This window comes from Zoogloea sp. 1C4 (assembly GCF_009469605.1).
Classification (GTDB): domain Bacteria; phylum Pseudomonadota; class Gammaproteobacteria; order Burkholderiales; family Rhodocyclaceae; genus Zoogloea; species Zoogloea oryzae.
In genome coordinates this window covers 233,948-258,271 of record NZ_SSXU01000004.1, presented here as the reverse complement: position 1 = coordinate 258,271, position 24,324 = coordinate 233,948, and the positions used below count along the sequence as shown (strand labels likewise).

At 67.3% G+C, this 24,324-nt stretch carries 28 protein-coding genes; 19 read left to right on the top strand and 9 right to left on the bottom strand.

Annotation, left to right across the window (positions count from 1 at the left end):
• On the bottom strand, window positions 1-1,116 hold the full coding sequence (ald, locus tag GH681_RS07135) for an alanine dehydrogenase (protein ID WP_153160780.1): 1,116 nt from the start codon (window positions 1,114-1,116) through the stop codon (window positions 1-3).
• A 109-nt stretch (window positions 1,117-1,225) separates the two neighbouring features.
• Here ald and GH681_RS07130 point away from each other — a divergent pair, with 109 nt between their 5' ends.
• The gene (locus tag GH681_RS07130; RefSeq protein ID WP_153160779.1) at window positions 1,226-2,053 is read left to right on the top strand and encodes a helical backbone metal receptor; all 828 of its coding nucleotides are present in this window, start codon (window positions 1,226-1,228) and stop codon (window positions 2,051-2,053) included.
• 44 nt (window positions 2,054-2,097) lie between these two features.
• Here the strand turns inward: GH681_RS07130 and GH681_RS07125 are convergent, their stop codons facing one another.
• From GH681_RS07125 to GH681_RS07110, 4 genes are all read right to left on the bottom strand, one after another.
• Window positions 2,098-2,904, bottom strand: coding sequence for a mechanosensitive ion channel family protein (locus GH681_RS07125; protein ID WP_153160778.1), 807 nt, complete (start codon window positions 2,902-2,904; stop codon window positions 2,098-2,100).
• Between the two features lie 125 nt (window positions 2,905-3,029).
• Window positions 3,030-3,494 carry a putative toxin-antitoxin system toxin component, PIN family gene (locus GH681_RS07120; protein WP_228111805.1) on the bottom strand — a complete coding sequence of 155 codons (465 nt, stop codon included), beginning with the start codon at window positions 3,492-3,494 and terminating at the stop codon, window positions 3,030-3,032.
• An 86-nt stretch (window positions 3,495-3,580) separates the two neighbouring features.
• Window positions 3,581-5,410, bottom strand: a complete 1,830-nt coding sequence (locus GH681_RS07115; RefSeq protein WP_153160777.1) for an alpha/beta hydrolase — start codon at window positions 5,408-5,410, stop codon at window positions 3,581-3,583.
• 16 nt (window positions 5,411-5,426) lie between these two features.
• Entirely contained in the window at window positions 5,427-6,452 is a 1,026-nt protein-coding gene (locus GH681_RS07110; protein WP_153160776.1) for an MBL fold metallo-hydrolase, read from the bottom strand.
• Window positions 6,453-6,520: 68 nt separating this feature from the next.
• Here GH681_RS07110 and GH681_RS07105 point away from each other — a divergent pair, with 68 nt between their 5' ends.
• From GH681_RS07105 to GH681_RS07030, 16 genes are all read left to right on the top strand, one after another.
• Complete coding sequence (locus tag GH681_RS07105; protein ID WP_153160775.1) at window positions 6,521-6,958, top strand: MerR family DNA-binding transcriptional regulator; 438 nt, start codon at window positions 6,521-6,523, stop codon at window positions 6,956-6,958.
• An 82-nt stretch (window positions 6,959-7,040) separates the two neighbouring features.
• Window positions 7,041-7,511 (top strand): PaaI family thioesterase, encoded by a 471-nt coding sequence (locus tag GH681_RS07100; RefSeq protein ID WP_153160774.1) that lies wholly within the window; start codon window positions 7,041-7,043, stop codon window positions 7,509-7,511.
• A gap of 108 nt (window positions 7,512-7,619) precedes the next feature.
• Window positions 7,620-8,762 carry a carbonate dehydratase gene (gene can / locus GH681_RS07095; RefSeq protein WP_153160773.1) on the top strand — a complete coding sequence of 381 codons (1,143 nt, stop codon included), beginning with the start codon at window positions 7,620-7,622 and terminating at the stop codon, window positions 8,760-8,762.
• 15 nt (window positions 8,763-8,777) lie between these two features.
• Window positions 8,778-9,218 carry a PaaI family thioesterase gene (locus GH681_RS07090; RefSeq protein ID WP_153160772.1) on the top strand — a complete coding sequence of 147 codons (441 nt, stop codon included), beginning with the start codon at window positions 8,778-8,780 and terminating at the stop codon, window positions 9,216-9,218.
• A 15-nt stretch (window positions 9,219-9,233) separates the two neighbouring features.
• Entirely contained in the window at window positions 9,234-9,854 is a 621-nt protein-coding gene (locus GH681_RS07085) for a 2-hydroxychromene-2-carboxylate isomerase (RefSeq protein ID WP_153160771.1), read from the top strand.
• A 114-nt stretch (window positions 9,855-9,968) separates the two neighbouring features.
• On the top strand, window positions 9,969-10,571 hold the full coding sequence (locus GH681_RS07080) for a 2-hydroxychromene-2-carboxylate isomerase (RefSeq protein WP_153160770.1): 603 nt from the start codon (window positions 9,969-9,971) through the stop codon (window positions 10,569-10,571).
• A 13-nt stretch (window positions 10,572-10,584) separates the two neighbouring features.
• Window positions 10,585-11,169: a TIGR00730 family Rossman fold protein gene (locus GH681_RS07075; RefSeq protein ID WP_153160769.1), complete on the top strand. Its 585-nt coding sequence runs from the start codon at window positions 10,585-10,587 to the stop codon at window positions 11,167-11,169.
• 34 nt (window positions 11,170-11,203) lie between these two features.
• Entirely contained in the window at window positions 11,204-12,310 is a 1,107-nt protein-coding gene (locus tag GH681_RS07070) for an S-(hydroxymethyl)glutathione dehydrogenase/class III alcohol dehydrogenase (RefSeq protein ID WP_153160768.1), read from the top strand.
• An 11-nt stretch (window positions 12,311-12,321) separates the two neighbouring features.
• Window positions 12,322-13,161: an S-formylglutathione hydrolase gene (gene fghA, locus GH681_RS07065; RefSeq protein WP_153160767.1), complete on the top strand. Its 840-nt coding sequence runs from the start codon at window positions 12,322-12,324 to the stop codon at window positions 13,159-13,161.
• A gap of 9 nt (window positions 13,162-13,170) precedes the next feature.
• Window positions 13,171-13,836, top strand: coding sequence for a DUF4126 domain-containing protein (locus GH681_RS07060; protein ID WP_153160766.1), 666 nt, complete (start codon window positions 13,171-13,173; stop codon window positions 13,834-13,836).
• Between the two features lie 140 nt (window positions 13,837-13,976).
• Window positions 13,977-14,891, top strand: a complete 915-nt coding sequence (locus GH681_RS07055; protein ID WP_153160765.1) for a hydroxymethylglutaryl-CoA lyase — start codon at window positions 13,977-13,979, stop codon at window positions 14,889-14,891.
• 62 nt (window positions 14,892-14,953) lie between these two features.
• Window positions 14,954-15,166, top strand: coding sequence for a DUF1289 domain-containing protein (locus GH681_RS07050; protein ID WP_153160764.1), 213 nt, complete (start codon window positions 14,954-14,956; stop codon window positions 15,164-15,166).
• 7 nt (window positions 15,167-15,173) lie between these two features.
• Window positions 15,174-15,347 (top strand): DUF1289 domain-containing protein, encoded by a 174-nt coding sequence (locus GH681_RS07045; RefSeq protein WP_153160763.1) that lies wholly within the window; start codon window positions 15,174-15,176, stop codon window positions 15,345-15,347.
• Window positions 15,348-15,618: 271 nt separating this feature from the next.
• Window positions 15,619-16,461 carry an RNase adapter RapZ gene (gene rapZ, locus GH681_RS07040; protein WP_153160762.1) on the top strand — a complete coding sequence of 281 codons (843 nt, stop codon included), beginning with the start codon at window positions 15,619-15,621 and terminating at the stop codon, window positions 16,459-16,461.
• A 60-nt stretch (window positions 16,462-16,521) separates the two neighbouring features.
• Complete coding sequence (locus tag GH681_RS07035) at window positions 16,522-16,872, top strand: NusG domain II-containing protein (RefSeq protein ID WP_153160840.1); 351 nt, start codon at window positions 16,522-16,524, stop codon at window positions 16,870-16,872.
• Complete coding sequence (locus GH681_RS07030) at window positions 16,853-17,401, top strand: Gx transporter family protein (protein WP_194271162.1); 549 nt, start codon at window positions 16,853-16,855, stop codon at window positions 17,399-17,401. The genes GH681_RS07035 and GH681_RS07030 overlap by 20 nt, the downstream gene beginning before the upstream one ends.
• Here the strand turns inward: GH681_RS07030 and GH681_RS07025 are convergent.
• The gene (locus tag GH681_RS07025; protein WP_228111804.1) at window positions 17,369-17,842 is read right to left on the bottom strand and encodes a ribonuclease HI family protein; all 474 of its coding nucleotides are present in this window, start codon (window positions 17,840-17,842) and stop codon (window positions 17,369-17,371) included. The two genes, GH681_RS07030 and GH681_RS07025, sit on opposite strands and share 33 nt — an antisense overlap.
• Window positions 17,843-18,055: 213 nt before the next feature.
• On the opposite strand from GH681_RS07025, the gene GH681_RS07020 reads away from it, so the two are divergent.
• Together GH681_RS07020 and GH681_RS07015 are read left to right on the top strand one after the other, a co-directional pair.
• Window positions 18,056-19,852, top strand: coding sequence for a hypothetical protein (locus GH681_RS07020; protein ID WP_153160761.1), 1,797 nt, complete (start codon window positions 18,056-18,058; stop codon window positions 19,850-19,852).
• 136 nt (window positions 19,853-19,988) lie between these two features.
• Window positions 19,989-21,563: a PEP-CTERM sorting domain-containing protein gene (locus tag GH681_RS07015; RefSeq protein ID WP_194271161.1), complete on the top strand. Its 1,575-nt coding sequence runs from the start codon at window positions 19,989-19,991 to the stop codon at window positions 21,561-21,563.
• A 56-nt stretch (window positions 21,564-21,619) separates the two neighbouring features.
• Here the strand turns inward: GH681_RS07015 and GH681_RS07010 are convergent, their stop codons facing one another.
• The 3 genes from GH681_RS07010 to GH681_RS07000 form a co-directional block, all read right to left on the bottom strand.
• A complete protein-coding gene (locus GH681_RS07010) occupies window positions 21,620-22,474 on the bottom strand; it encodes a Dyp-type peroxidase (RefSeq protein ID WP_153160759.1) in 855 nt (284 codons plus the stop codon).
• Between the two features lie 61 nt (window positions 22,475-22,535).
• Complete coding sequence (gene metW / locus GH681_RS07005) at window positions 22,536-23,138, bottom strand: methionine biosynthesis protein MetW (protein WP_153160758.1); 603 nt, start codon at window positions 23,136-23,138, stop codon at window positions 22,536-22,538.
• 10 nt (window positions 23,139-23,148) lie between these two features.
• The gene (locus GH681_RS07000; protein ID WP_153160757.1) at window positions 23,149-24,282 is read right to left on the bottom strand and encodes a homoserine O-acetyltransferase; all 1,134 of its coding nucleotides are present in this window, start codon (window positions 24,280-24,282) and stop codon (window positions 23,149-23,151) included.
• Window positions 24,283-24,324: the final 42 nt, after the last annotated feature.

Here is a 24,324-nt window from a genome sequence, read left to right as displayed (position 1 = left end):
TCAGCCGAGCTGGGTGATGGCGGGCAGGTACTTCTTGCCCAGCGCATCGGCCACGATCGGGTGGGTGACGTGGCCGTTGCACACGTTGAGGCCCGCGCGCAGGCCGGCGTCGTCCTTCAGCGCATCTTTCCAACCCTTGTCGGCCAGCGCCAGCACGTAGGGCAGGGTGGCCGCGTTGAGGGCGTAGGTGGCGGTGCGGGCCACTGCGCCGGGCATGTTGGCGACGCAGTAGTGCACCACGCCATCCACCACGAAGGTCGGGTCGGCGTGGGTGGTGGGGTGGGATGTCTCGATGCAGCCGCCCTGGTCGATGGCCACGTCGACGATCACCGCACCGGGTTTCATGGTGGCCAGCATCGGTCGGGTGACCAGCTTGGGTGCGGTGGCGCCGGGGATCAGCACCGCGCCGATCACCAGATCGGCATGGGGCAGCACGCTTTCGATGGCGTCACGGGTGGCGTAGAGGGTCTTTACCCGGCCGCCATACACTTCGTCCAGGTGGCGCAGCACGGCCAGGGATTTATCGACGATGGTGACGTCGGCGCCGATGCCGACGGCCGTGTGGGCCGCGTTGTTGCCCACCGTGCCGCCGCCCAGCACGACGACCCGGCCCGGCTCCACGCCGGGCACTCCGCCCAGTAGCACGCCGCGGCCGCCATGGGATTTTTCGAGGGCAGCGGCGCCGGCCTGGATGCTCATCCGCCCCGCCACTTCGGACATCGGCGCCAGCAGCGGCAGGCCGCCGCCGGGGGCGGTGACGGTTTCGTAGGCGATGGCGGTGGCGCCGCTGGCAAGCAGCGCCTCGGCGAGTTCGGGTGCCGGGGCGAGGTGCAGGTAGGTGAACAGGATGTGATGGGGCTTGAGGCGGGCCTGCTCGTCGGGGAGCGGCTCCTTCACCTTGACGATCATCTCGGCGGCTTCGAAGACCTCGGCGCCGCTGGCGCTGATAGTGGCGCCGGCGCGTTCGTAATCGGAATCCGTGGCGCCGATGCCGAGCCCGGCGCCGGTCTCGACGAACACCTGGTGGCCATGGGCGACGACCTCCCGGACTGCACCCGGGGTCAGGCCGACACGATGTTCATGGTTCTTGGTTTCCTTGGGAACGCCGATTTTCATGATCTTCTCCGTGGCTGGAAGGGTTTGCTTGCTTCAGGTGAGAGTGCGGGCGCGGATGCTTGTTCCACGTACCATCCAATAACGGTGCGGCTCCTGAGATACTTGCGCGATGATGCAGAACAAGAATGATGAAGATTTCCTGGTGGACGCAAGCGGCCATCGCCACCAGCCCCATTCGGGCCCGGCGCGGATCGTCTCGCTGGTGCCCTCGCTCACCGAGCTGGTGTGCGATCTGGGGCTGGCCGGGCAGCTGGTCGGGCGGACAGGTTTTTGCATCCACCCACGGGCGACCCTGAAGACCATCCCCAAGGTGGGCGGCACCAAGGACGTGAACCTCGCGCGCCTGCGCGAGCTGGCGCCGACCCATGTGATCGTCAATGTGGACGAAAACCGGCGCGAATGCGTCGAGGAGATCGCCGCCTGCGTGCCCCATGTGATCGTCACCCACCCCTGCACGCCCGAGGACAACCTGCCGGTGTATCGCCTGCTGGGTGGCATCTTTGGCCGTGAGGCCGAGGCTGAGCGGCTGTGCGCCGATCTAGCCGCTGCGCTGGACGACGCGCGGGCCGTGGGCGCCAGCCTGCCGGCCGAGAAGGTGCTCTACCTCATCTGGCGCGAGCCATGGATGACCGTGGCGCGCAGCACCTACATCTCGGCGATGCTGGGGGCGGTGGGCTGGCAGACGGTTCCCGAGGCCGACGAGCCGCGCTATCCGGCCTTCGAATGGGATGCGCCGTGGCTGGCGGGCGTGGCGCGGGTCTTCCTGTCGTCCGAGCCCTATCGCTTTCGCGACAGCCATCTGGCCGAGGTGGCCGCCGCGTCGGGGCGTCCGGCGGCGCTGATCGATGGCGAGATGGCCTCGTGGTACGGCAGTCGGGCGGTGGCCGGGCTGCGCTATCTCACCGAGCTGCGCCGCACGCTGGCCGGCGCGCCATGAAAAACGCCCACCGGAGTGGGCGTTTGCGCTGAAGCCGGGGGCGATCAGCTGGGCTGACGCAGCACCTGATGGGGCGCCGGGATCGGCCAGTTGTTGGCGCCGCCCACTTCGGCCAGGGCCTTGTTGGTGTCGAAATACACCTGCCAATAGTGGTCGTTGTGGCAATAGGGGCGCACCACCAGCTTGGTGCCGGCGGCGTTGAACTCGAGGATCTCGACATCCGGCGCCGGGTCGGTCAGCACGTTGGGGATCTGCTTGATGCGGGCGCGGATGAGTTCCATCGCCTGCTTCGGATCCACGCTGTGGGCCAGCTGGGCGGTCAGGTCCACCCGGCGGGACGGGTTCAGCGTGTAGTTGACGATGTTGTCGGAGAACAGCTTGTTGTTGCCGATGGTCGTCCGCACGTTGTCGGGCTGGTCGATGGTGGTGGCGAACAGGCCGATTTCCTTGACGGTGCCGGTGACGCCCGCGCCGCTGATGAAATCACCCACCTTGAACGGGCGCAGGATGATCAGGAATGCGCCGGCAGCGAAGTTGGAGAGCAGGCCGCTCCACGCCACGCCGATGGCCACGCCGGCTGCGGCGATGAGGGCGGCGAAGCTCGTGGTTTCGATGCCGAACACCGACAGGATCACGATGACCAGCACGATGCGCATGACCACCCGCAGGGTGGCCTCGACGTAGCGGACGAGGGTGGGCTCGACCTTCTGGCGGGTCATGCCGCGGTTGGACAGGTTGCCGATGATGTTGATCAGCCAGCCGCCGATGATCCAGAGGGCGACGGCGCCGGCGAGTTTCCAGCCGAGGGGAATGAGGTAGGTGGTGATGAGGTTGCCAACGTCGAAAGACATTTCAGTGGCCATGGCGTGCTCCGTCATGAGGGTTGAGTCCCCAGTCTATCCAGACTGGGTGTCCGGGGCTGCCATGATATGTGAATTGTTGTGTCGATGTGCAAGGCTCTGTGATGTGGTGGGCTTTACGCCAGCTGGATTTGCAGCTTCTCGGGCGTGAGGATGGCGAAACGCGCGGCGATGACCGGGCGTTTGCCGAGCTTGAGCACCAGTTTGTCGCGGGTCAGGAGCGCCCGGGCGCCGCTGTCGCGGGCGAGCTCGAGGAACTTCTGATCATCCCTGTCGAGGCAGTTGGGCAGTTCGCAGGCGGGCGGGGCGACCGGTTCGACGAGCGTGCAGCGGGCCCGGTAGGTGGCGGCGATCTCGGCCTGGCGTTCGGGGCTCTGGGCAAACTGCGGGTAGGCGAGCACGCGGGCGAGTTCGCCCAGGCAGTCTTCCCGGCTGAGGGGGCGGAGCGCGCCGCTCTCGACGGCCGCGCGCAGGCGCACGAGGGCGGGATCTTCGAACATCCACAGGGACAACACCACGTTGGTGTCGAGGACGACGGGCAGGCCGTGGGGGAGCGGGGTTTCGAGCGGGTAGGTGGCCACGGTTGGTGAAGTGGGGCGAGTGAGGCTGAGGCGGAAAAAGGAAAAGGGGGCCGAGGCCCCCTTTCTTCATGCAGGCTGCCGATGGATCAGGCGGCCTTCTTCTTGGCGTCGAGACGGGCCTTGACGAAGGAGCCCGGTGCATCTTCGAGCACCTTGAACTTGCCGTTGAGCGGATCGCGGGCCGGAACCTTGCTGCTGTCCTGGGCCATCAGCCAGGCCTGCCAGTCGGTCCACCAGGAGCCCGGGTGCTGCTCGGCGCCGTTGAAGAACTCGTCGGCGGTGGCGGGCAGCTTGGCGGCCGGGTTGGTCCAGTAGCCATACTTGTTGGCTGCGGGCGGGTTGACGATGCCGGCGATGTGGCCGGAGCCGCCCAGTACGAAGCGCACGTTGCCGCCGAAGTTGCGGGCACCGGAGTAGGTGCTCTTCCACGGGGCGATGTGGTCTTCGATGGTGGAGATGAAGTAGGTCGGGACCTTGATCTTGGACAGATCGATGGGCACGCCTGCGATCTCGATGCCACCCGGCTCCTTGAGGAGGTTGTTCAGGTACATGTTGCGCAGGTAGAAGCTGTGCATCTTCGCCGGCATGCGGGTGGAATCGGAGTTCCAGTACAGCAGGTCGAAGGGGAACGGATCCTTGCCCATCAGGTAGTTGTTCACCACGAAGGACCAGATCAGGTCGTTGGCGCGCAGCATGTTGAAGGTGCCGGCCATTTCGGAGCCTTCGAGGTAGCCGCGCTCGAACATCTTCTTCTCGAGGCTGGAGATCTGGCCTTCGTCGAGGAAGACGGACAGTTCGCCCGGATCGGCGAAGTCGGTCATGGTGGTGAAGAAGGTGCCGGACGCCAGACGCTTGTCCTTCTTGGCGGCCATGTAGGCCAGGGTGGTGGCGAGCAGCGTGCCGCCCAGACAGTAGCCTGCGGCGTTGATTTCCTTGGCGCCGGTCTGTTCGACGATGGCGTCGACGGCGGCCAGGGTGCCTTCGAGCAGGTAGGCGTCGAAGCTCTTCTCGGCCAGGCGCTCATCCGGGTTGACCCAGGAGATCACGAACACGGTGTGGCCCTGATCGACGCACCACTTGATGTAGGAGTTCTTCTCGCGCAGGTCGAGGATGTAGAACTTGTTGATCCAGGGCGGGACGATCAGCAGCGGGCGCTTGGAGACGTCCGGGGTGGTCGGGGTGTACTGCAGCAGCTGCATCATCTCGGTCTGGAAGACGACCTTGCCCGGCGTGGTGGCCACGTTGCGGCCCAGCTCGAAGGCGGTGGTGTCGGTCATCTTGACGCGCAGGTTGCCGTCGCCTTCTTCCACGTCGCGCAGCAGGTTGTTGAGGCCCTTGATGAGGTTCTGGCCGTGGCTCTTGACGGTCTCGCGGAAGACTTCCGGGTTGGTCAGGGCAAAGTTGGACGGCGACAGGGCGTCGATGTACTGGCGGGTGTAGAAGTTGACCTTCTTCTGGGTCTGGTCGTCCAGGCCATCCACGCCGGAGACGGTGTCGTGGATGTGGCGGGCGGTGATCAGGTAGGACTGCTTGATGAAGTCGAACAGGAAGTGCTCCTGCCATTCTTCATCCTTGAAGCGCTTGTCGTCCTTGGCGGGGGCGGCGACCGGGGCGCTGGGCGCCATGCCGGTGAAACGCATCATGGAGTGCTGCCACAGGGAGAAGTAATCCCAGACGAGGTTCATCTGGGCCTGGGCCAGACGGTACGGGTTGGCCAGCAGCTTGCCCATCATGTCCATGAAGGCCTGGGCGATGCCCAGTTCGTCGGTGGGGGCGGACATGCCCTTCTGGACCTGCTTCTGGATGTGGTCGGCCAGCAGCTTGGAAGCGCGCTGGGCGACTTCGGCGTAGGTCTTGGCGACTTCCTTCGGGTCCGGCAGTTCGGACTTGGCGACTTCTTTTTCTGGCGCAGCCATTGTTGGGCACTCCTTGTTAGATGCTTTTGACGAAACGAACCACCCCATCGTCTCCGACCCGGCCTACCAGCTCGCCCTTGTGTTCGAGGTGGTTCAGGTGGGCGATGGCCTCCCCCATTGCAAACATGACCTGATGCGTATCCAGCTCGCGCGGGAAGAGGGTCGCAAGAATCTCTTCCGCACTGCGGGGATCGGTGCATGCAGCAAGCAGTTCCGCGCAGCGGTCGTCGTGGTGCTGGACGAGCTGATCAACCCGGAGGGCGATGCCGCGGAACGGCCTCCCGTGGGATGGTAGCACGAGCGACGTGTCTGGCAACTGCTTGAAAGCGCTGATCGAATCGAGGAAGCGGCCGAGCGGGTCGTCATGCGGCGTCGCAGCAAAAACGCTGACGTTGGTGGATATCCGGGGTAGCAGCATGTCGCCCGAAATCAGCACGCCGATGGCCTCGCAGTAGAGGGATACGTGCTCCGGCGCATGGCCGTAGCCGACGATGATCTGCCACTGCTGGCCACCGATCGAGAGCGTGTCGCCGTCGATGAGGCGCTGGTAGGTGGCGGGCAGCGACGGTACCCCGCGGGCGTAGGCGTTGCCCCGGCCTTCGAGCGCCGCGGCGCGGTCGTCGTCGAGGCCGTGGTGGCGGAAGTGGGCCACCATCGAGGTGACGTCGTAGCCGGTGAGCTGATGCCACAGGGCGTAGCCGCCGAGGTACTCGCCCTGGGACATCACCACGCCGGCGCCGGTCTTGTCGGAGAGCCAGCGGGCGAGGCCCAGGTGATCCGGGTGGCAGTGGGTGACGATGATCTGTGTCACCGGTTTGCCGAGGCGCGCGAGGATGGTCTCCCAGGCGTCGCGGGTGGCGTCGAGGGCGTAGCCGGTATCGACGATCGCCACGCCTTCGCCGTCCTCGATGAGCCACAGGTTGATGTGGTCGAGGGCGAAGGGCAGCGGCATGCGGATCCAGGACACGCCGGGGGCGACCTCGCGGGTCTCGCCGGCCTCCGGCACGCTGTCGAAGGGGTATTCGAGGGTCGGGGTGCTCATTGCTGCTGTTCTCCTGGAAATCCGTCGGCCGCGTTGTCCGGCCTCGGGAAATCTGATTTACTGATTCGATGATCGAGGAAACAACCTACACCATCGGTGATCTGGCCCGCGAGTTCGGGATTACCCCGCGTGCCATCCGCTTCTACGAGGACGAAGGCCTGCTCGCGCCCGTCCGTGCCGGCCGCAACCGCATCTACAACAAGCGCCACCGCACCCGTCTGGGCCTGATCCTGCGCGGCAAGCGGCTCGGCCTGTCGCTGGCCGAGATCGGCGAACTGCTCGGCATGTACGACGGCCTGCGCGATTCGGCCCCGCAGCTGCGCCGCCTGCTGGTGGTGCTGGCCGAGCGCCGGCGGGCCCTCGAGCAGCAGCGCGAGGACATCGCCGCGGTGCTCGGCGAGATCGACATCCTCGAGAAGCAGTGTGCCGAACAGCTGGCCGAGAACCCGGAAGGCGCTGCCGCCGCCCACGCCGCGCTGGCTGCCCGTCTGGGCGAAGGCGCTTGATCTTTTTTACCACCAAAATTACGTTTACGTAAACGTAATTCAAGGCGCCAGCAAAGGCCCTGCCAATAACAGGAGACAAGCGATGAGCCGTCCGCCCCTGGAGCCTTTTCGCCCCCGCGACCCGAACTACGCCGCCCGCGTCCGGGCGAGCTTCGACCTGCAGCACGCGATGGCCCTGATCGGCGCGAAGATGGCGGTGGTCGAGCCCGGCTACACCGAGATCCACCTGCCGTACCGGGAGGGCATCACCCAGCAGCACGGCTTCATCCACGGCGGGGTGGTGGGGATGATCGCCGACTCGGCGGCCGGCTACGCTGCCAACACGCTCACCCCGGCCGACGCCAGCGTGCTGACGGTGGAGTACAAGATCAACCTGATCGCCCCCGCGGACGGCGAGCGGCTGGTGGCCCGGGGCGAGGTGATCCGCCCGGGCCGCACGCTGATCATCACCAAGGCCGAAGTCTTTGCGGTGAAGGCCGAGGAATGGACGCTCTGCGCGGTGATGCAGCAGACGATCATGGTCATGCACGGCCGTCAGGAAAAGCCTGCCTGAAAGGGCTTCGTACACAAAAAGGCGTGGCTTGGGCCATGCCCGGGGGTGAAACGGCCGGCCTGAACGAGTATCCTGCTGGGTTGTTTCGACTTGTAATGGAATTGATCGATGGCCGTTACCCTTCGCATCCTCAGTGCCGATGACCACGCCGAGATCGAGCATGTCCGCCAGTTTTTCCGCAACTACGCCGCTTGGCTGGGCGTAGATCTCGGTTACCAGAATTTCGGCGAGGAGATGGCCTCCCTCCCCGGCGCCTACGCTGCGCCCGCGGGGCGGCTGTTCTTTGCCGAGCTCGACGGCAAGCCCGCTGGTTGCGTGGGCATCCGCCCGGCCACGGGCGGCGTCTGCGAGATGAAGCGGCTCTACGTGGAGCCCGATATGCGCGGCACCGGAGTCGGCCGCGAACTCGCCCTGGCCGCCATCAAGGCCGCCAAGACGCTGGGCTATCGCAAGGTGATGCTCGACACCCTGCCGGCCATGCGCATCGCCGTGAAGCTCTATCGGGAGCTGGGTTTCAAGGAGGCGCCGGCCTACTACCCGACGCCTGTCGAAGGCGCGATGTTCCTCGCCCTCGATCTGGAGAACTGGAACGAGTCCGACGTCCAGAACGAAAACCTGTTCCACCTCTTCGACTACAACCTGGCCTGGGCGCGACGCATGCGCCAGGTCGATCCCGGCTACTTCGAGAAGCTGTCGACCCTGCAGGCGCCCGAGTTCCTGTGGATCGGCTGCTCCGATTCCCGCGTGCCGGCCAACGAGATCATCGGCCTGATGCCGGGCGAGGTCTTCGTCCACCGCAACGTGGCCAACGTGGTGGTGCACACCGACCTCAACTGCCTGTCGGTGATCCAGTTTGCGGTGGATGTGCTGAAGGTGAAGCACATCATGGTCGTTGGCCACTACGGCTGCGGCGGCGTGCGCGCGGCGCTGCAGCGGGATCGTGTCGGGCTGGTCGATCTGTGGCTGCGTCATGTGCAGGATGTTCACGTGAAGCACGTCAGCCGCGTCGATCTGCTGCCGCCCGAGATGCGCCACGACCGCCTGTGCGAGCTCAACACCATCGAGCAGGTGGTCAACGTCTGCCAGACCATCGTCGTCCAGGATGCCTGGAAGCGCGGTCAGCGGCTCACTGTGCATGGCTGGGTGTATGGCCTCAAGGACGGCCTGATCCGCGACCTGGGCATCAACGTGAGCCGGCGCGAGGATCTCATGCCCCGTTACCTGGGTGCCCTCGAGGCCCTGGAAAGCTGATACCGGAGACCCGTGATGGCCGAACCCCGGCTCGCCGAAGGCATCGACCTCGATTTCCTCAACGCCCGGGGTGCGGGCCATCTGCCGGGCTGGTTCGGCTTCGAGGCCGTGACCCTCGAACCGGGGCGAATGGGCTCTCGGATGCTGATCCGCCCCGAGATGCTGGCCCCCAACGGCTATCTCCACGCCGCGACGATCATCGCCATGGCCGACAGCGCGGCGGGCTACGCCACCCGCGCCCACCTGCCTGAAGGCGCCAAGAGCTTCACCACCATCGAGCTGAAGACCAACTTCTTCGGCACCCAGACCGACGGAGTGCTCCTGTGCAACACCACGGCGGTGCATATCGGGCGCAACACCCAGGTGTGGGATTCCGAAGTCACCAGCGGCGGCTGCGGCCGGCGGCTGGCGCTGTTCCGCTGCACCCAGCTGATCCTGTGGCCCAAGACCCCCTGAGACGGAGACCGACCCATGACCGAACCCCGGCGCAGCACTGCCCCCATCGACTTCTACTTCGATTTTTCCTCGCCCTACGGCTACTTCGCCGCCGAGAAGATCGACGCCCTGGCCGAACGCTACGGGCGCACGGTGCTGTGGCATCCCTTCCTGCTGGGGGTTACCTTCAAGGTCACCGGCCTCGCGCCGCTGCCGTCGATTCCCCTCAAGGGCGCCTATTCGATGCACGACATCGAACGTTCGGCCCGTTACTTCGGCCTGCCCTTCAAGCAGCCCAGCACCTTCCCGATCCCCACCCAGCACGCCGCGCGGGCCTTTCTGTGGATCAACGACCGCAGCCCGCAAAAGGCGCGGGCCTTTGGCCTCGCCGCCTACCGGGCGTATTTCGTCGATGACGTGAACATCTCCGATCTCGGCGCGGTGCTCGACATCGCCGCCGGGCAGGGCATCGACCGGGACGAGCTCTCGGCGGTGCTGTCCGGCACCGAGATCAAGGCCCGGCTCGCCGCCGAGGTGGATCTGGGGCTGTCGCGCGGGGTGTTCGGCTCGCCCTTCATCATCGTCGACGGCGAAGCCTTCTGGGGGGCCGACCGGCTGCCCCAGGTGGAGCGCTGGCTGGCCGAAGGCGGGTTCTGAGCGGCCGGTCGTCGGAGCGACACGCAATGTGATGCCCTTCGGTCGCCCGGCATGGATAATGCGGGCTGACCGACCCAACCGGCATCACAGAAAATTCGCCTCCCGGAGACCCGCATGTCCGCCCCCATCGACTTCTACTTCGATTTCTCCTCGCCCTACGGCTACCTGGCCTCCGAGCAGATCGACGAACTCGCCGCCCGCCACGGGCGTGCCGTGATGTGGCACGCCATCGTCCTCGACGCCCAGTTCCAGCCCCAGGGCGGCATGAAGATCCCGGCGGGCCTGATGCGCACCGAGTACGTGCAGCGCGACACCGAGCGCACCGCCGCCTTCTTCGGCATCCCCTTCAAGCAGCCCAGCCCCTACCCGGTGCACACCGAACATGCCGCCCGCGCCTTCCAGTGGCTGTCCGACCGCGACCCCGAAGAGGCCCGCGCCTTCGCCCACGCGGTGTTCCGCGCCTATTTCGTCGATGGCCGCAACATCGCCGAGACCAGCGTCCTCCTCGACATCGCCGACGCCCTCAAGATCAATCGGGAGGAAGTCGCCGACGCCTTTTCCGATCCGGCCACCAAGGCCCGCCTGAAGGCCGAGATCGATCTGGCCGAAGCCCGCGGCGTGTTCGGTTCGCCCTACTTCATCGTCGAAGGTGAAGGCTTCTGGGGCAACGACCGCCTCCCGCAGCTCGAGCGCTGGCTCGAAAAAGGCCCCTTCTGACGGAGCGCCAACCATGCGGCGCATCTGTGTCTTCTGTGGTTCCCGCTCCGGCGTGCGGCCGGCCTATCGGGCGGCGGCCGAAGCCCTCGGCAAGCTGCTCGCCGAGCGCGGCATCGAGCTGGTCTACGGGGGCGGCAACGTCGGGCTGATGGGCGTGGTCGCCGATGCCTGCCTGGCTGCCGGTGGCAAGGTGGTCGGCGTCATCCCGCGGGTGTTGATGGACTGGGAAGTGGGCCACGAGGGCCTCACCCGGCTCGAAGTCGTCGATTCCATGCACACCCGCAAGGCGCGGATGGCGGAGCTCGCCGACGGCTTCATCGCCCTGCCCGGCGGGCTTGGCACTTTTGAAGAGCTGTTCGAAATCCTCACCTGGGCCCAGCTCGGCTTCCACAACAAGCCGGTGGCCCTGTTCAACGTCGAAGGCTACTACCTGCCCCTTGTCCAGATGATGGAGCGGGGCGTGGAAGAAGGCTTCATGAAGCAGGAAAACCGCGGCCTGCTGCTCGTCGAGGACAACCTCTTCGCGCTCCTGCGGTCGATGGCTGCATATCACCCGCCCGCCGTGGGTAAGCGCATTCGCGACGAAAAACACCTATAACACCCCAATAACCCGATCCCCCCGGAGAACACCCATGAAGACCCGAGCTGCCGTCGCCTGGAAGGCCGGCGCCCCGCTGACCATCGAAACCGTCGACCTGGAAGGCCCCAAGGCCGGTGAAGTGCTGGTCGAGGTCAAGGCCACCGGCATCTGCCACACCGATTACTACACGCTGTCGGGGGCCGATCCCGAAGGCCTGTTCCCGGCCATCCTCGGCCACGAAGGCGCCGGCGTCGTCGTCGATGTGGGCCCGGATGTTAAATCGCTGAAGGCCGGCGATCACGTGATCCCGCTCTACACGCCGGAATGCCGCGAGTGCAAGTTCTGCCTGTCGCGCAAGACCAACCTGTGCCAGAAGATCCGCAGCACCCAGGGTCGCGGCCTGATGCCCGACGCCACCAGCCGCTTCAGTCTCGACGGCAAGCCGATCCTGCACTACATGGGCACCTCCACCTTCTCGAACTACATCGTGGTGCCCGAGATCGCTCTGGCGAAGATCCGTGAAGACGCGCCTTTCGACAAGGTCTGCTACATCGGCTGCGGCGTGACCACCGGCGTGGGCGCCGTGCTGTTCACCGCCAAGGTCGAGGCCGGTGCCAACGTGGTCGTCTTTGGCCTCGGTGGCATCGGCCTCAACGTGATCCAGGCCGCCAAGATGGTGGGCGCCGACAAGATCATCGGCGTGGACCTCAACCCCGGCCGCGAAGCCATGGCCCGCAAGTTCGGGATGACCCACTTCATCAACCCGAATGAAGTGGAAAACGTCGTCGATCACATCGTCCAGCTCACCGACGGCGGCGCCGACTACAGCTTCGAGTGCATCGGCAACACCAAGGTGATGCGCCAGGCGCTCGAATGCACCCACAAGGGCTGGGGCCAGTCGGTGATCATCGGCGTGGCCGAGGCCGGCGCCGAGATATCCACCCGGCCGTTCCAGCTGGTCACCGGGCGTGTGTGGAAGGGCTCGGCCTTCGGCGGCGCCCGCGGCCGCACCGACGTGCCGAAGATCGTCGACTGGTACATGGAAGGCAGGCTCAACATCGACGACCTCATCACCCACACTCTCAGCCTCGACCAGATCAACGACGGCTTCGACCTCATGAAGCGCGGCGAGTCGATCCGCTCGGTGGTCATCTACTGAAGAACGCCGCCATGCCCTTCGAAACCCTCTCCCAGCACCTCTGCTTTGGCGGCCGGCAGGGGTTTTACCGCCACCAGTCGCGGGAAATCGGGCTGGCGATGCGTTTTTCGGTCTTCGTGCCGCCCCAGGCAGCCAACGGGCCGGTGCCGGTGCTGTTCTATCTCGCCGGCCTCACCTGCACCGAGGAGACCTTCCCCATCAAGGCCGGCGCCCAGCGGCTGGCGGCCGAGCTGGGGCTGATGCTGGTCGCGCCCGACACCAGCCCCCGCGACGCGCGCATCCCCGGCGAGGCCGACGCCTGGGATTTCGGCATCGGCGCGGGCTTCTATCTCGACGCCACCCGCGAGCCCTGGGCCCGCAACTGGCGGATGGAAAGCTACATCACCGGCGAACTGCGCCAGCTCATCGGCCTGCGCTTCCCGGCCGATCTCAAGCGCTGCGGCATCTTCGGGCACTCGATGGGCGGCCACGGGGCGCTCACCCTGGCCCTGCGCCATCCGGATCTGTACCGCTCGGTGTCGGCCTTCGCGCCGATCACCGCGCCCAGCCTGTGCCCGTGGGGCGAGAAGGCCTTCAGCGGCTACCTCGGCACCGACCGGGCAGTGTGGCGCGAGCACGACGCCTGCGCGCTGGTGGAGGACGGCCGGCGCTGCCCGCCGATCCTCATCGATCAGGGCATGGCCGACCAGTTTCTGGCCACCCAGCTCAACCCGGACCGCTTCGAGTGGGTGTGCTGCGACGGCCAGCCCCTCACCCTGCGCCTGCATGAGGGCTACGACCACGGCTACTACTTCATCTCCACCTTCATGGCGGACCACCTGGCCCACCATGCGCAGTTCCTGAAAGCCTAGGCCCGCCGGATGGACATCGCCGGCCTTGATCCCGCCACCCTCGCCGAGAGCGTCAAGCCGCTGCTCGACTGGCGCGACGTGCCGGTGGACCTCGCCTCGCTGGCGGCGCTGGCGGCCGGCCTCGGCTGGGCCAGCGGGCTGCGCCTCTACGCGCTGGTGTTCGTGCTCGGCGCGCTGGCGCGCTTCGCCGGCGTGCACCTGCCGGGCGGCCTCGGCGTGCTGGCCCATCCGCTGGTGCTCGGGGTGTCTGGCCTGCTGCTGCTCGTCGAGTTCTTCGCCGACAAGCTGCCCTGGCTGGATTCCCTCTGGGATGCCGCCCACACCTTCATCCGCATCCCCGCTGGCGCGGCGCTGGCCGCGGCGGTGATGGGCGACCAGGGCGGTGCGCTGCAGATTGCCATGGGCCTGCTCGGCGGCACCCTGGCGGCCGGCACCCACTTTGCCAAGGCCAGCGCCCGGGCGGCGATCAACACCTCGCCGGAGCCGGTGAGCAACGTGGTCACGTCGCTGGGCGAGGACGCGCTGTTCGCCGGCGGCATGTGGACGCTGATCCACCAGCCGCTGCTTTTTCTCGGTGCGCTGGCGGTGTTCTGCGTGCTGGCGGTGGTGATGATCGTGATGCTGTGGCGTTTCGTCGCCCGCATCTTCCGGCGGCGGCCCCAGGCCACGGGCTGACAAGGCCCGGCGGTGCTTCGTCGGCTGAATTTAAAGCGCGCTCCGCCCTCCGCATAAAGACAAGCGGATAAATAGTGCGGAAATCTCGAGGTTATGCAATTAAAATTGGCGGTGCATTGAAGCGCTGCCAAGGAAATCCGATGACCCTCCCCACCCATGTCCGCCTCGTCGAGATGGGCCCCCGCGACGGCCTGCAGAACGAAAAGCAGGTCGTCAGCACCGAAACCAAGGTCGAGCTGATCGCCCGCCTGGGCGCCGCCGGCCTGCCCGCCATCGAAGCCACGTCCTTCGTGTCGCCCAAGTGGGTGCCGCAGATGGGCGACAACAGCGAGGTGTTGCGGCTCATCCAGCGCCTGCCGGGCGTTGATTACCCGGTGCTCACCCCAAACCTGCAGGGCTTCGAGGCGGCGCTGGCGGTGGGGGCGACCGAGGTGGCGGTGTTCGGCGCCGCGTCCGAATCCTTCAGCCGCAAGAACATCAACTGCAGCATCGCCGAATCCCTCAAGCGCTTCGAGCCGGTGATGGCCGCAGCCCAGGCGGCCGGGGTGAAGGTGCGCGGCTACGTCTCGTGCGTGCTGGGTTGCCCGTATGAGGGCGAAGTCGATCCGCAAGCGGTGGCCGACGTGGCCGCCACGCTCTATCAGATGGGCTGCTACGAGGTGAGCCTCGGCGACACCATCGGCGTGGGCACCCCGGGCAAGACGCGGCAGATGCTGGACGTGGTGGCCCGCAAGGTGCCGGTCGAAAAGCTCGCCGGCCACTACCACGACACCTACGGGCAGGCGGTGGCCAACATCTACGCGTCGCTCGAAGCAGGCGTGGCGGTGTTCGACGCGGCGGTGGCAGGCCTCGGTGGCTGCCCCTACGCGGCGGGCGCCTCGGGCAACGTGGCGACCGAAGACGTGGTGTATCTGCTGGACGGCCTCGGCATCCACACCGGCATCGACCTCGACAAGCTCGTCGATACCGCAGGCTGGATCAGCGAGCGCCTGGGCCGCCCGCCGGCATCAAAGGTGGCGCGGGCGGTGCTGGCGAAGCGGGCCAAGCCCGTATAAGCTCCAAGGTCCACGAAGACCCGCCGACAACGAGCGGCGGGCGTCGACCCCCAGAGCGCATCATGACCATCCAATCTCCCTGCACCGCTGTCTGTCGCATGAACCCGGCCACGGGCTACTGCGAAGGCTGTTTCCGCACCATCCCCGAAATCACCGACTGGGGCCGCGCCGACGACGACCGCAAGCGCGCGATCCTGGCCGAAGTGGCCAGCCGCCGGGCTGCCGCCGACCTCTTCGAGGGCGGCCTGCGCGGCGAGTGCGTGGGCAACGGGTGAGGCGGCGATGAGCGAAGAGAACCCCTGCATCGGCGTCTGCGAGATCGAGGACGGCTACTGCACCGGCTGTGGCCGCAGTGCCGACGAGATCTTCGGCGAGACCGACTCCGATCCCGCCGGCAGCGAGGCGGTGGCCGAAGCGCCCCCGCCCGCGGCTGACCACACCGAAGCCGCCGACTGAGCGCACCATGCCGCCCCCGGCATCCGGGTGCTGGAGCGCGGCCTGCCTGCGCTTGCCGACCGGCTGGTGGCTGAGCTGCAGCGCAGCGGCGTCGCCAAAATCCGTGAGAAATGCCTCGTTGCCACATGATTTAACAGATATGTGATTTTTTGTAGAACGCTCGATAGTTCGCTGCGCCAACATTGTTTATGCTCTCCAAAAAAACTGCGGCATTCCGCCGCAGGCTGGCCGCTGACTTCTGACCGCGGCGCTCCCCAAAACAGGTTCCACCATGCAACTCGTCCTCATCAGCGGTCTGTCCGGCTCCGGCAAGAGCGTGGCGCTCAACGTGATGGAGGATTGCGGCCACTACGTCGTCGACAACCTGCCGTCGGCGCTGCTGCCGCAACTCGTCACCCACCTGCGGGGCTCCGGCTATCAACGCATCGCGGTGGCCGTGGACGTGCGCTCCGGCGCCGGCATCGCCGCACTGCCCCAGCAGATCGAATCCCTGCGCGCCATGATTGGTGACGTGCGCTTTCTGTTCCTGGATGCGCGCGACGACACCCTCATCGCACGCTTCTCCGAAACCCGCCGCAAGCACCCGCTGGGCGACGACGACGTGACCCTCGCCGAGGCCATCGCCCGCGAGCGGGAAGCGCTGGCGTTGATCTCCGAACTCGGCCACCGCATCGACACCAGCGATCTGTCCGCCAACACCCTGCGCAACTGGGTGAAGAGCTTCATGCGGCTGGAAGCGGGCGACCAGATCACCCTGCTGTTCCAGTCCTTCGGCTTCAAGCACGGTATCCCGATGGACGCCGACCTGGTGTTCGACGTGCGCTGCCTGCCCAACCCGCACTACGACCCGGTGCTGCGGCCCCTCACCGGGCGCGACCAGCCGGTGATCGACTTCCTCGAGCGGGTGCCCGAGGTCGGCCAGATGACCGACGACATCTACCGCTTCGTGGCCCAGTGGCTGCCGTCCTACGTAAACGACAACCGCAGCTACCTCACCGTGGCCATCGGCTGCACCGGAGGCCAGCACCGCTCGGTGTACATCGCCGAACAGCTCGCCGAGCGCTTCCGCGAAAGCGCCCGGGTGCTCGTGCGGCACCGCTCCTTCAAGACCTGACCCGTGCCGGATCTGCCCGCCGTGCGCCGCTGGCTGGCCGCCTGGGCCGTCCATCTGCGGATGGGCGACGGGCTGGTGTTGGCGGCGGCGCTGGCTTTCTGTGTTGGATCGGCCCTCGTGCTGTGGCAGGGCGGCCGACCGGACAAGGCCATCATCAAGGCCGGCGGGCAGGTGTTCGCCGAGGTGGATCTCTCCGCCCCGCGCATCGTCGAGGTGCCCGGCCCGCTCGGCACCACGCGCATCGAGGTGCAGCCCGGCCGGGCTCGCGTGGCCAGCGATCCGGGGCCGCGCCAGTATTGCGTGCGCCAGGGCTGGCTGGCCAGCGCCGGGGCGGTGGCGATCTGCGCGCCCAATCAGGTGAGCCTCGCCCTTTCCGGGCGGCGGGCCGACTATGACTCCCTCAACTACTGAGATCCGCCTCGTCCCCACCGCCGACGACCACCGGGTGGCGCGTCATGCGGCGGCCGCCATCGTGCTCACGGTGGCCGAGGCGGCGATCCCGCTCCCGCTGCCTGGCGTCAAGCCGGGGCTCGCCAACATCGTGACGCTGGTGGTGCTGGCCCGCTGGGGCTGGCGCGAAGCGGCCTGGGTGGCGCTGTTGCGGGTGCTGGTGGGGAGCCTCGTGCTGGGGCAGTTCCTGGCGCCGGGCTTCTTCCTGAGCCTCGCCGGCAGCCTCGCCAGCCTGGCCGTGCTGGGGGCGGCGATGCATCTGCCCAGGCGCTGGTTCGGGCCGGTGAGCCACAGCGTGCTGGCGGCTTTCGCCCACATCGGCGGCCAGCTGGTGGTGGCCCGCCTGTGGCTGGTGCCCCACGACGGGGTGTTCTATCTGGTGCCGGTGTTTGCGCTGGCTGCGACGCTCTTCGGGCTGGTCAACGGCCTCGTCGCGGCCCGGCTGCTGGATGCCGAACTAGCGCCGGCGGCGCCGCGAGACGGGGCGTAGCGGAGGCTTGTCGGGCAGGCCGATGGCGGCCCGGGAGAGCCGGTCGGCGTCCGGGTTGCGGTGGCGGGGCACCCATTCCAGCCGCACCGACGTGAAGCGCGCCAGCAGGGCGAGGGTGCCGTCGATGAGGCCGACCAGCCGCGGTACTGCGGTGTGCGCCTCGCCCCGCAGGTGACGCACCGCAAAATCGCTGTCTCCCTTCACCACCAGATGCTGCGCGCCGGCGGCGAGCGCCAGCTCCAGCGCCCGTCCCAGGGCCAGCAGCTCGGCCTCGTTGTTGCAGCCGGTGCGCCCGCCGGGCTCCGACACATCCATCCGCTGGCCCTCGGGCCCCAGCAGCAGCGCACCAAGGCCGATCCGCCCGGGATTGGGGTGTGCGGCACCGTCGAACCAGATGAGCCAGGCGTCGGCGGGCGGCGGGAGGGGAGCGGGGCGAGTCACGGCAGCGATGGAAGACCGGCAGGGGAGGGCAGGGCCGACTTTACGGCCTTCCGGTGGGTTTGTCGCGTCAGGCGGAAAAACTGGATAAATGCGATTTTTGTAAAAAATCACCAACAATCCCCTGCCGCCGTCAGGGGATCACACATCTCATGGCTAAATGGTGGACGAGATCAAGCGGGTCACGGGCGCCAGCCCGACCCCGGTGTGGGAGCCATGACCGAGACGCCCGAGAATTCCCCGCTAGCCTTGCCCTATCCCTGCGCCACGCTGGAACGGACCTGCCTGCGACGCTGGTTCGAGATGGATTTTCACGGCGCTCGGGCGGGCCTGCTCATGCTGCAGGCGGCCGGCGCCCGCAGCGTCGAGCTCCTTGGCCTCGTGGATGACCCCCGCGCCGAGATCGCGCTACTGGCGTCACGGCTGGTCGATCCGGCCGGCAAAGCGCCGCCCGACCTCCAGGCCCTGGGCTGCGCCGCAGCCTGCGACGCCCGGCTGCGGGGCGATGCCGGCGACGAGCCCCTCGACATCCTGCGGGCCCGCCTGGCCGAGCTGATCGCCCGGGACGCAGCCCTGTCGCCCCATGCCCGCTCGGCGTTGCTGCTGCGCAAGGGGTTGCTGACCCTGATCCTCGACAGCAATGTGGACCTCGCCCGCGCCGCCTTTGCCGAAGGCGAGCGGATTGCCGTCGCGGTGGGCTCGTTGCCGCTGGAGCTGGTCCACCGCACGCTGGCCTGCTTTGTCGATTGCCTGGCCGGCGAAGTGACGCGGGCCGACGTGAGGCTCTCCGACGTCGAGCTCCTGTGCCATCTGGATGGCGCCGGTCTGCTGCCGCGGGGGCTGGTGCACAGCGCCCTCGGCCTCATCGGCCTGCTGGCCGGCGATGCGGAGCGGGCCCATGGGATCCTCTCGGCGGGCGCGGGGCTGCCCGGGGTGGAGACGCTGTCCGACGCCGTGGCCCTGCCGCTGCTGGCCCACCGGACCTACGCCGCGGCCGATCTGGGCCGTTGCGACGAGGTGCGGAAGCTGGCCCAGGCGCTCGGCGAGCGGGTCATCCCGGCGCGCCAGGCGCTGCTCCAGGCCTACCGCCACCTCGCCCTCGGCGCGCTGGCCTTGCGGGACGGGCAGCCCCTGCGGGCGCTGGTGCATGGCGACGAATGCCTGTCCGGCTGCGCACCGGACGATTGCCGGATGACCTCGACGATCGCCCGCCTGCTGCGGATCCAGGCCCTGGCCGACCTGCAGCGCGGTCCCGAAGCCCGCGCCCTGGCCGCCGTCTGGGTGCTCCGCTGGCTGCATCTGGGCCTGCGTCGGGTGGCCGCGGTGGCCCGTCAGGAGCAGGCGATGCTCGACGTGCGCGCTGGCGAATTCGACCGGGCCCGGCGGATGCTCGCTGCCGCCCGCGAACTCGTGCCCGTCGGCGAGCGGCTGGTGCCGCTCCACCGCAACGCCGCCTGGCTGGCCGAGCTGGAATCTGTCTTGACCCCCGCGTCCCGCGGATCGACCGAGACCGGCGCGCGGGTGAACATCCGCACCCTGGGCGAGTTTGTCGTCGAGATCGACGGTCGGCGAATCTATGACCGGGACTGGAAGGGCGTGCGCACCAAGATGCTGCTGATCGCCCTGATCTGCGCCGGCGGCCAGAAGGTGCCGGCGGAACGCCTCGCCGACATGCTGTGGCCGGATTCGGAAGGCGCCCAGGCCATGCAGAACCTGAAGGTCGCCCTCCACCGCCTGCGCCGCCTCGGGCGCCGCGAAGGCGAGCCGCCGCTGAACTGGGTGAATGTGAAGCACGGCTTCGTCAGCCTGCCAAGCAGCCTGTGTTCGGTCGATGCCTGCGAACTGCTTGGCCGTCTGGCCAGCGCCGGCGGGCGGCAGGACCGCGTGGCCGAGGCCGTCCGGCTTTACGCGGGCGAGTTCCTCCCCGGTGAGACCGCCGCTCCGTGGGTCGTCGGCTACCGGCAGCATCTGCGCGAGATGCTGGAGCGGGCCAAGGGTGCGCTGACGGTGTAACCGTTCTGGAACCTCGCCGCATGTAGCCTGAACGCAGTGTCGCTCCGCTTGGCAGGCGGGCGTCGAACCGATGTCAGGTCACTGCATTCAAGGGAGGTGTCAGATGAGATACGGACCGCATTTGCGCTTGCTTCGCATGGCGTTCGGGGGCGCGACGATGGTGATCGGTACGGCAGCCCATGCCTTGCCGGTGCTCGCCGATGGGCAGTTCTACGGATCGGCGTCGCTGTTCAACCAGTCGGGCTGGTCCTACACCGGCACGTTGCCGTCGTCCGTCAGCGCCGGGTTCCGGGCGGAAAACGTGGACAACGTGTGCATCCCCTTCCTCGGTTGTACCGATGGCGACAAACAGTACGCCAGCGGCAGCCGCACGATGAGCTCGACCGCCGGTCCATCGCCATCCTATTCGCTCACCTTCCGCGGTGAATTCGAAACCGAGAACCAGGAAGCCTGGGAAGTCAGCCTGCTCGACCAGAGCAAGGGCGTCCTGCAGACCGACGTGGACCGCATCAACTTCGTCAATCCCGGCGCCGGTGTGACCAACGAGCACCCGATCCCGGCGGGCTGGCAGAGCCTGACCGGCTACGCCAACCCGGCCGGTAGCTACGCCCAGTTCGACAAGTCGTATGCCCTCACCCGCAGCTACCTGCTGCCCGGCGAGGCCGGCTGCCCGCTCACGGTGGGGGCGGCCGGCACCAGGACTGGCGTGTGCAGCTACGTCGGGGCGTATTTCAAGGGTGGAGCGGATCTCAGCGCCACACTCCAGGGTTACGGGTCCATCGAGAACACCTACGCCGGCTCCCAGTCGGTGACGGTGGCCGCGAAGGCCGACCGGATCACCACCTTGCTGGTGAATGGCAGTTCGGTGGCCACGGGGTCGGTGAATGGATCGGCGGCGTCGTTCTCGCTGGAAGAGGAGCGCGTCAAGTCGGTGGATTTCAGCTTCAGTGGCAGCTTTGCGAGCAAGACGATTTCCGTCGGCGCAAACGTTACCTGGGATGGCCGTGGGGAGACATCGACACTCGACGCATCCTACGTCTCGCCAGTCCGCATGGACGACTACGCCTTTGTGGGCAAGGCAGACAGCTACACGGTGCAGTTGCGGGATACGCCTTCCCTGTCGGCCGGCCTGACCGGCACCGACTTCTACAAGGCCAGCGTGCTGGCGTCCACCGGCCTGAGCGCCATCGACTCGAGCCTGCTGCCGGTCTATCAGCCGGTTGCCGGAGGGAATCTGTCGGTGAGAAGCGTCGGTCTGCTGCGCAACAACCTCAAGCGCCTGCTGCGGGTGCCTTTGGGCGGCTTCGACACCGGCATCCTCGATTTCATGCAGATCGTGGTCACCAACGACGGCAGCCTGGATCTCACCCTCGACGGCATCGACTTCTCGCTGCTGGACGAGGATCTCGAACCTTTCTTCCCGGATGACGTGCTGGCGGCATTCACCCGCGGCTATAGCTTCGTCATCCACCCTGACGAGATGCTGGTGTTCACGGTGCCCATCGACGTGACGGCCGCGAGCCTCAACGCTGCGGACGACTTCGTTGAGGGCGCATTTCTCGAACTGGCCGGTTCGGGGACGCTCGCCTACCACGACGTCAATGGCGCGCGGACGGTGGCGTTTGACCTGAAGATTCCCGAGCCGGCAAGCGGCGCGCTCGTGGCGCTGGGTGTGTCGGGCCTGCTGGGGATGGCTCGCCGCAGGCGCTGACCTACCCGGGCCGCAAGACGACAACGGCGCCTTCGGGCGCCGTCATCGTTTGGGGATTACAGGGGCAGCTGCAGCTTGCCGCCCTTGACCGGCGGGCACCAGAAATAGGCGCCGGATAGCGGCCGGGTGAAGCGGAACAAGGCGTCGACGATGCCGTCGTCCAGCCCGACCATGCGCCGCATCTGTGCTTCGAAGGCATCCAGGCTGTGGCCGAAGGCGACGAACATCAGGCCTGCGGCGCTGGCGTCGGCCCAGGGCATGGAGCGGCGTACCACAAAGGCTTCGGGGTCGAAGCTTTCCTGGGCGGTGCGCTTCACGTGGGCGGATTCGGGGGCGTCGTCGAGCTCTTCGTTGTCGGACCTGCGGCGGCCGATGCAGTGGTCGCGCTCTTCGGGCTGTATGGCCTCGAAGCGGCTGAAGTTGTGCTCCCAGCGCTGCACGGCAACGAGGCTGGAGCCATCCGCGGCGATGGCGGCGGCGACGGCTTCTTCGCCTTCCGGGTTCTCGGTGCCGTCCTCGTAGCCGGTGAGGTCGCGACCGCTGCCGTGCTTGAAGCCGTCCCAGGTTTCGACGAGGCGGAAGGCCGGGGCCATGGCCTGCTCGATGCGGCGGCCGCGCAGCAGCAGTTCGCCTCGGTCGTTACCGCGCAGCCACAGCCACAGGGCGGCGGGCGTGGATGGAATGCTCACGCCGGGGCCGGCCAGGGGCGGGAAGGGGCGCAGGCCGGGGACGCTGCGGCCGATGGCCGACAGGGGCGCTTCGCCGATGCCGGCGACGGTGGCGTCGCCATCGACGAGCTCCACCAGGGCCTTGAGGCCGGCGGCGACGTCGGTGTCGGGCTCAAGGGCGAAGACGAGATAGCGGGAGAGGGGCGGCAGCGGCTGAAGGATGCCGGGTTGCGGGGTGGGCATGGCAGGCTCCGGAACGTATGCAGGGGGCGGCGGGGATGAGTGTTCAATCCCCGCCGGGCCGTCAGCCGGCGGCGCCGTCGGCCCGGGCGAGCCGGTAGAGGGCGACGCTGGCGAGGAAGTTGGGCTCGTCCACGATCACCTTGTCCTCGTCGAAGGCCAGCCGCTCGCGGATCACGATGCCTTCCTGTTCGCACAGGGCGTCGAAGTCGGCGATGGTGAAGAAGCGCACGTTGGGCGTGTCGTACCACTGGTAGGGCAGGTTCTTCGACACCGGCATGCGGCCGTTGAGGATGGACTGGCGGTGGCGCCAGTAGGCGAAGTTGGGGAAGCTGACGACGGCCTCGTGGCCGACCCGCAGCATTTCCTTGAGGATGCCCTGGGTGTTGCGCATGGCCTGCAGGGAGAGGCTCATGATGACGTGGTCGAAGAAGCCGTCGTCGAAGCCGGCAAGGCCTTGTTCCATGTCGATCTGGATCACGTTGACGCCGTTGCGGGCGCAGGCCAGCAGGCGCGCCGGGTCGTTCTCGACGCCGTAGCCGCGCACCTGGCGCACGTCGCCCAGATAGCGCAGCAGGCTGCCGTCGCCGCAGCCGAGGTCGAGGACGCGCTCGCCGGGTTCGATCCAGTTGGCGATCACGTCGTAGTCGAAGCGGTGGAAGCTCATCGTGCCGCCCTCACAGTTGGATGTTGTCGATGTAGGCCTGCAGCACGGCGTGGTACTGGGGCTCGTCGAGGAGGAAGGAGTCGTGGCCGGCGGCGCAGTCGATCTCGGCGTAGCTCACGCGGCGGTCGCTGTGCATCAGGGCGTAGACGATCTCGCGGCTGCGGGACGGGGCGAAGCGCCAGTCGGTGGTGAAGGACACCACCAGGTAGTCGGCCTTGGCGCGCTCGAGGGCGGCCACCAGATCACCGTTGTAGTCGAAGGCTGGGTCGTAGTAATCCAGCGCCTTGGTGGTGAGCAGGTAGGTGTTGGCGTCGAAGTAGCCGGCGAACTTGTCGCCCTGGTAGCGCAAGTAGGATTCGATCTCGAATTCCACGTCGTAGCTGAACACCGGCTTGTCGTGGCGCAGCGCCCGGCCGAATTTCTGGCCCATGGCGTCGTCGGACAGATAGGTGATGTGGCCGATCATCCGCGCCAGCGCGAGGCCGCGGGTGGGCACCACGCCGTGCTCGTAGTAGTGGCCGGCGTGGAAATCCGGATCCTTCAAAATCGCCTGGCGGGCGACTTCGTTGAAGGCGATGTTCTGGGCGGTGAGCTTGGGCGCCGAGGCGATCACCAGCGCGTGGGCGACGCGGTCGGGGTATTGCAGCGTCCACGACAGGGCCTGCATGCCGCCGAGGCTGCCGCCGACCACCGCCGCAAAGCGCTCGATGCCGAGGCGATCCGCCAGGCGGGCCTGGGCGTCGACCCAGTCTTCGACGGTGACGAAGGGGAAGTCGGCGCCCCACGGCTTGCCGGTGGCCGGGTTGGTGCTGTTGGGCCCCGAGCTGCCGTAACAGCCGCCCAGGTTGTTCACCCCGATCACGAAGAAACGGTTGGTGTCGAGGGGTTTGCCGGGGCCGACCAGGTTGTCCCACCAGCCGACGCTGCCGTCGGCGTACTGTCCGGCTACGTGGTGGGAGCCGGACAGGGCGTGGCACACAAGCACCGCGTTGCTGCGGGCGGCGTTGAGGGTGCCGTAGGTTTCATAGACGAGGTCGTACTGGGGCAGCACGCCGCCGCTCTTGAGCGGCAGGGGCTCGGTGAAGTGCGCTGTCTGGGGTACGACCAGACCAACCGATTGTGCAACGGATTGAGCTTCTTGCATTCGTGTTTCGTCCCAAAACGAAAAACCCAGCCGGCGAACGGT

Bases quoted from the DNA above. Each gene is read 5' to 3' on its own strand.
- ald (WP_153160780.1), bottom strand. From the start codon at position 1,116: ATGAAAATCGGCGTTCCCAAGGAAACCAAGAACCATGAACATCGTGTC.
- GH681_RS07130 (WP_153160779.1), top strand. From the start codon at position 1,226: ATGATGCAGAACAAGAATGATGAAGATTTCCTGGTGGACGCAAGCGGC.
- GH681_RS07125 (WP_153160778.1), bottom strand. From the start codon at position 2,904: ATGTCTTTCGACGTTGGCAACCTCATCACCACCTACCTCATTCCCCTC.
- GH681_RS07115 (WP_153160777.1), bottom strand. From the start codon at position 5,410: ATGGCTGCGCCAGAAAAAGAAGTCGCCAAGTCCGAACTGCCGGACCCG.
- GH681_RS07110 (WP_153160776.1), bottom strand. From the start codon at position 6,452: ATGAGCACCCCGACCCTCGAATACCCCTTCGACAGCGTGCCGGAGGCC.
- GH681_RS07105 (WP_153160775.1), top strand. From the start codon at position 6,521: ATGATCGAGGAAACAACCTACACCATCGGTGATCTGGCCCGCGAGTTC.
- GH681_RS07100 (WP_153160774.1), top strand. From the start codon at position 7,041: ATGAGCCGTCCGCCCCTGGAGCCTTTTCGCCCCCGCGACCCGAACTAC.
- can (WP_153160773.1), top strand. From the start codon at position 7,620: ATGGCCGTTACCCTTCGCATCCTCAGTGCCGATGACCACGCCGAGATC.
- GH681_RS07090 (WP_153160772.1), top strand. From the start codon at position 8,778: ATGGCCGAACCCCGGCTCGCCGAAGGCATCGACCTCGATTTCCTCAAC.
- GH681_RS07085 (WP_153160771.1), top strand. From the start codon at position 9,234: ATGACCGAACCCCGGCGCAGCACTGCCCCCATCGACTTCTACTTCGAT.
- GH681_RS07080 (WP_153160770.1), top strand. From the start codon at position 9,969: ATGTCCGCCCCCATCGACTTCTACTTCGATTTCTCCTCGCCCTACGGC.
- GH681_RS07075 (WP_153160769.1), top strand. From the start codon at position 10,585: ATGCGGCGCATCTGTGTCTTCTGTGGTTCCCGCTCCGGCGTGCGGCCG.
- GH681_RS07070 (WP_153160768.1), top strand. From the start codon at position 11,204: ATGAAGACCCGAGCTGCCGTCGCCTGGAAGGCCGGCGCCCCGCTGACC.
- fghA (WP_153160767.1), top strand. From the start codon at position 12,322: ATGCCCTTCGAAACCCTCTCCCAGCACCTCTGCTTTGGCGGCCGGCAG.
- GH681_RS07060 (WP_153160766.1), top strand. From the start codon at position 13,171: ATGGACATCGCCGGCCTTGATCCCGCCACCCTCGCCGAGAGCGTCAAG.
- GH681_RS07055 (WP_153160765.1), top strand. From the start codon at position 13,977: ATGACCCTCCCCACCCATGTCCGCCTCGTCGAGATGGGCCCCCGCGAC.
- GH681_RS07050 (WP_153160764.1), top strand. From the start codon at position 14,954: ATGACCATCCAATCTCCCTGCACCGCTGTCTGTCGCATGAACCCGGCC.
- GH681_RS07045 (WP_153160763.1), top strand. From the start codon at position 15,174: ATGAGCGAAGAGAACCCCTGCATCGGCGTCTGCGAGATCGAGGACGGC.
- rapZ (WP_153160762.1), top strand. From the start codon at position 15,619: ATGCAACTCGTCCTCATCAGCGGTCTGTCCGGCTCCGGCAAGAGCGTG.
- GH681_RS07035 (WP_153160840.1), top strand. From the start codon at position 16,522: ATGGGCGACGGGCTGGTGTTGGCGGCGGCGCTGGCTTTCTGTGTTGGA.
- GH681_RS07030 (WP_194271162.1), top strand. From the start codon at position 16,853: ATGACTCCCTCAACTACTGAGATCCGCCTCGTCCCCACCGCCGACGAC.
- GH681_RS07020 (WP_153160761.1), top strand. From the start codon at position 18,056: ATGACCGAGACGCCCGAGAATTCCCCGCTAGCCTTGCCCTATCCCTGC.
- GH681_RS07015 (WP_194271161.1), top strand. From the start codon at position 19,989: ATGGCGTTCGGGGGCGCGACGATGGTGATCGGTACGGCAGCCCATGCC.
- GH681_RS07010 (WP_153160759.1), bottom strand. From the start codon at position 22,474: ATGCCCACCCCGCAACCCGGCATCCTTCAGCCGCTGCCGCCCCTCTCC.
- metW (WP_153160758.1), bottom strand. From the start codon at position 23,138: ATGAGCTTCCACCGCTTCGACTACGACGTGATCGCCAACTGGATCGAA.
- GH681_RS07000 (WP_153160757.1), bottom strand. From the start codon at position 24,282: ATGCAAGAAGCTCAATCCGTTGCACAATCGGTTGGTCTGGTCGTACCC.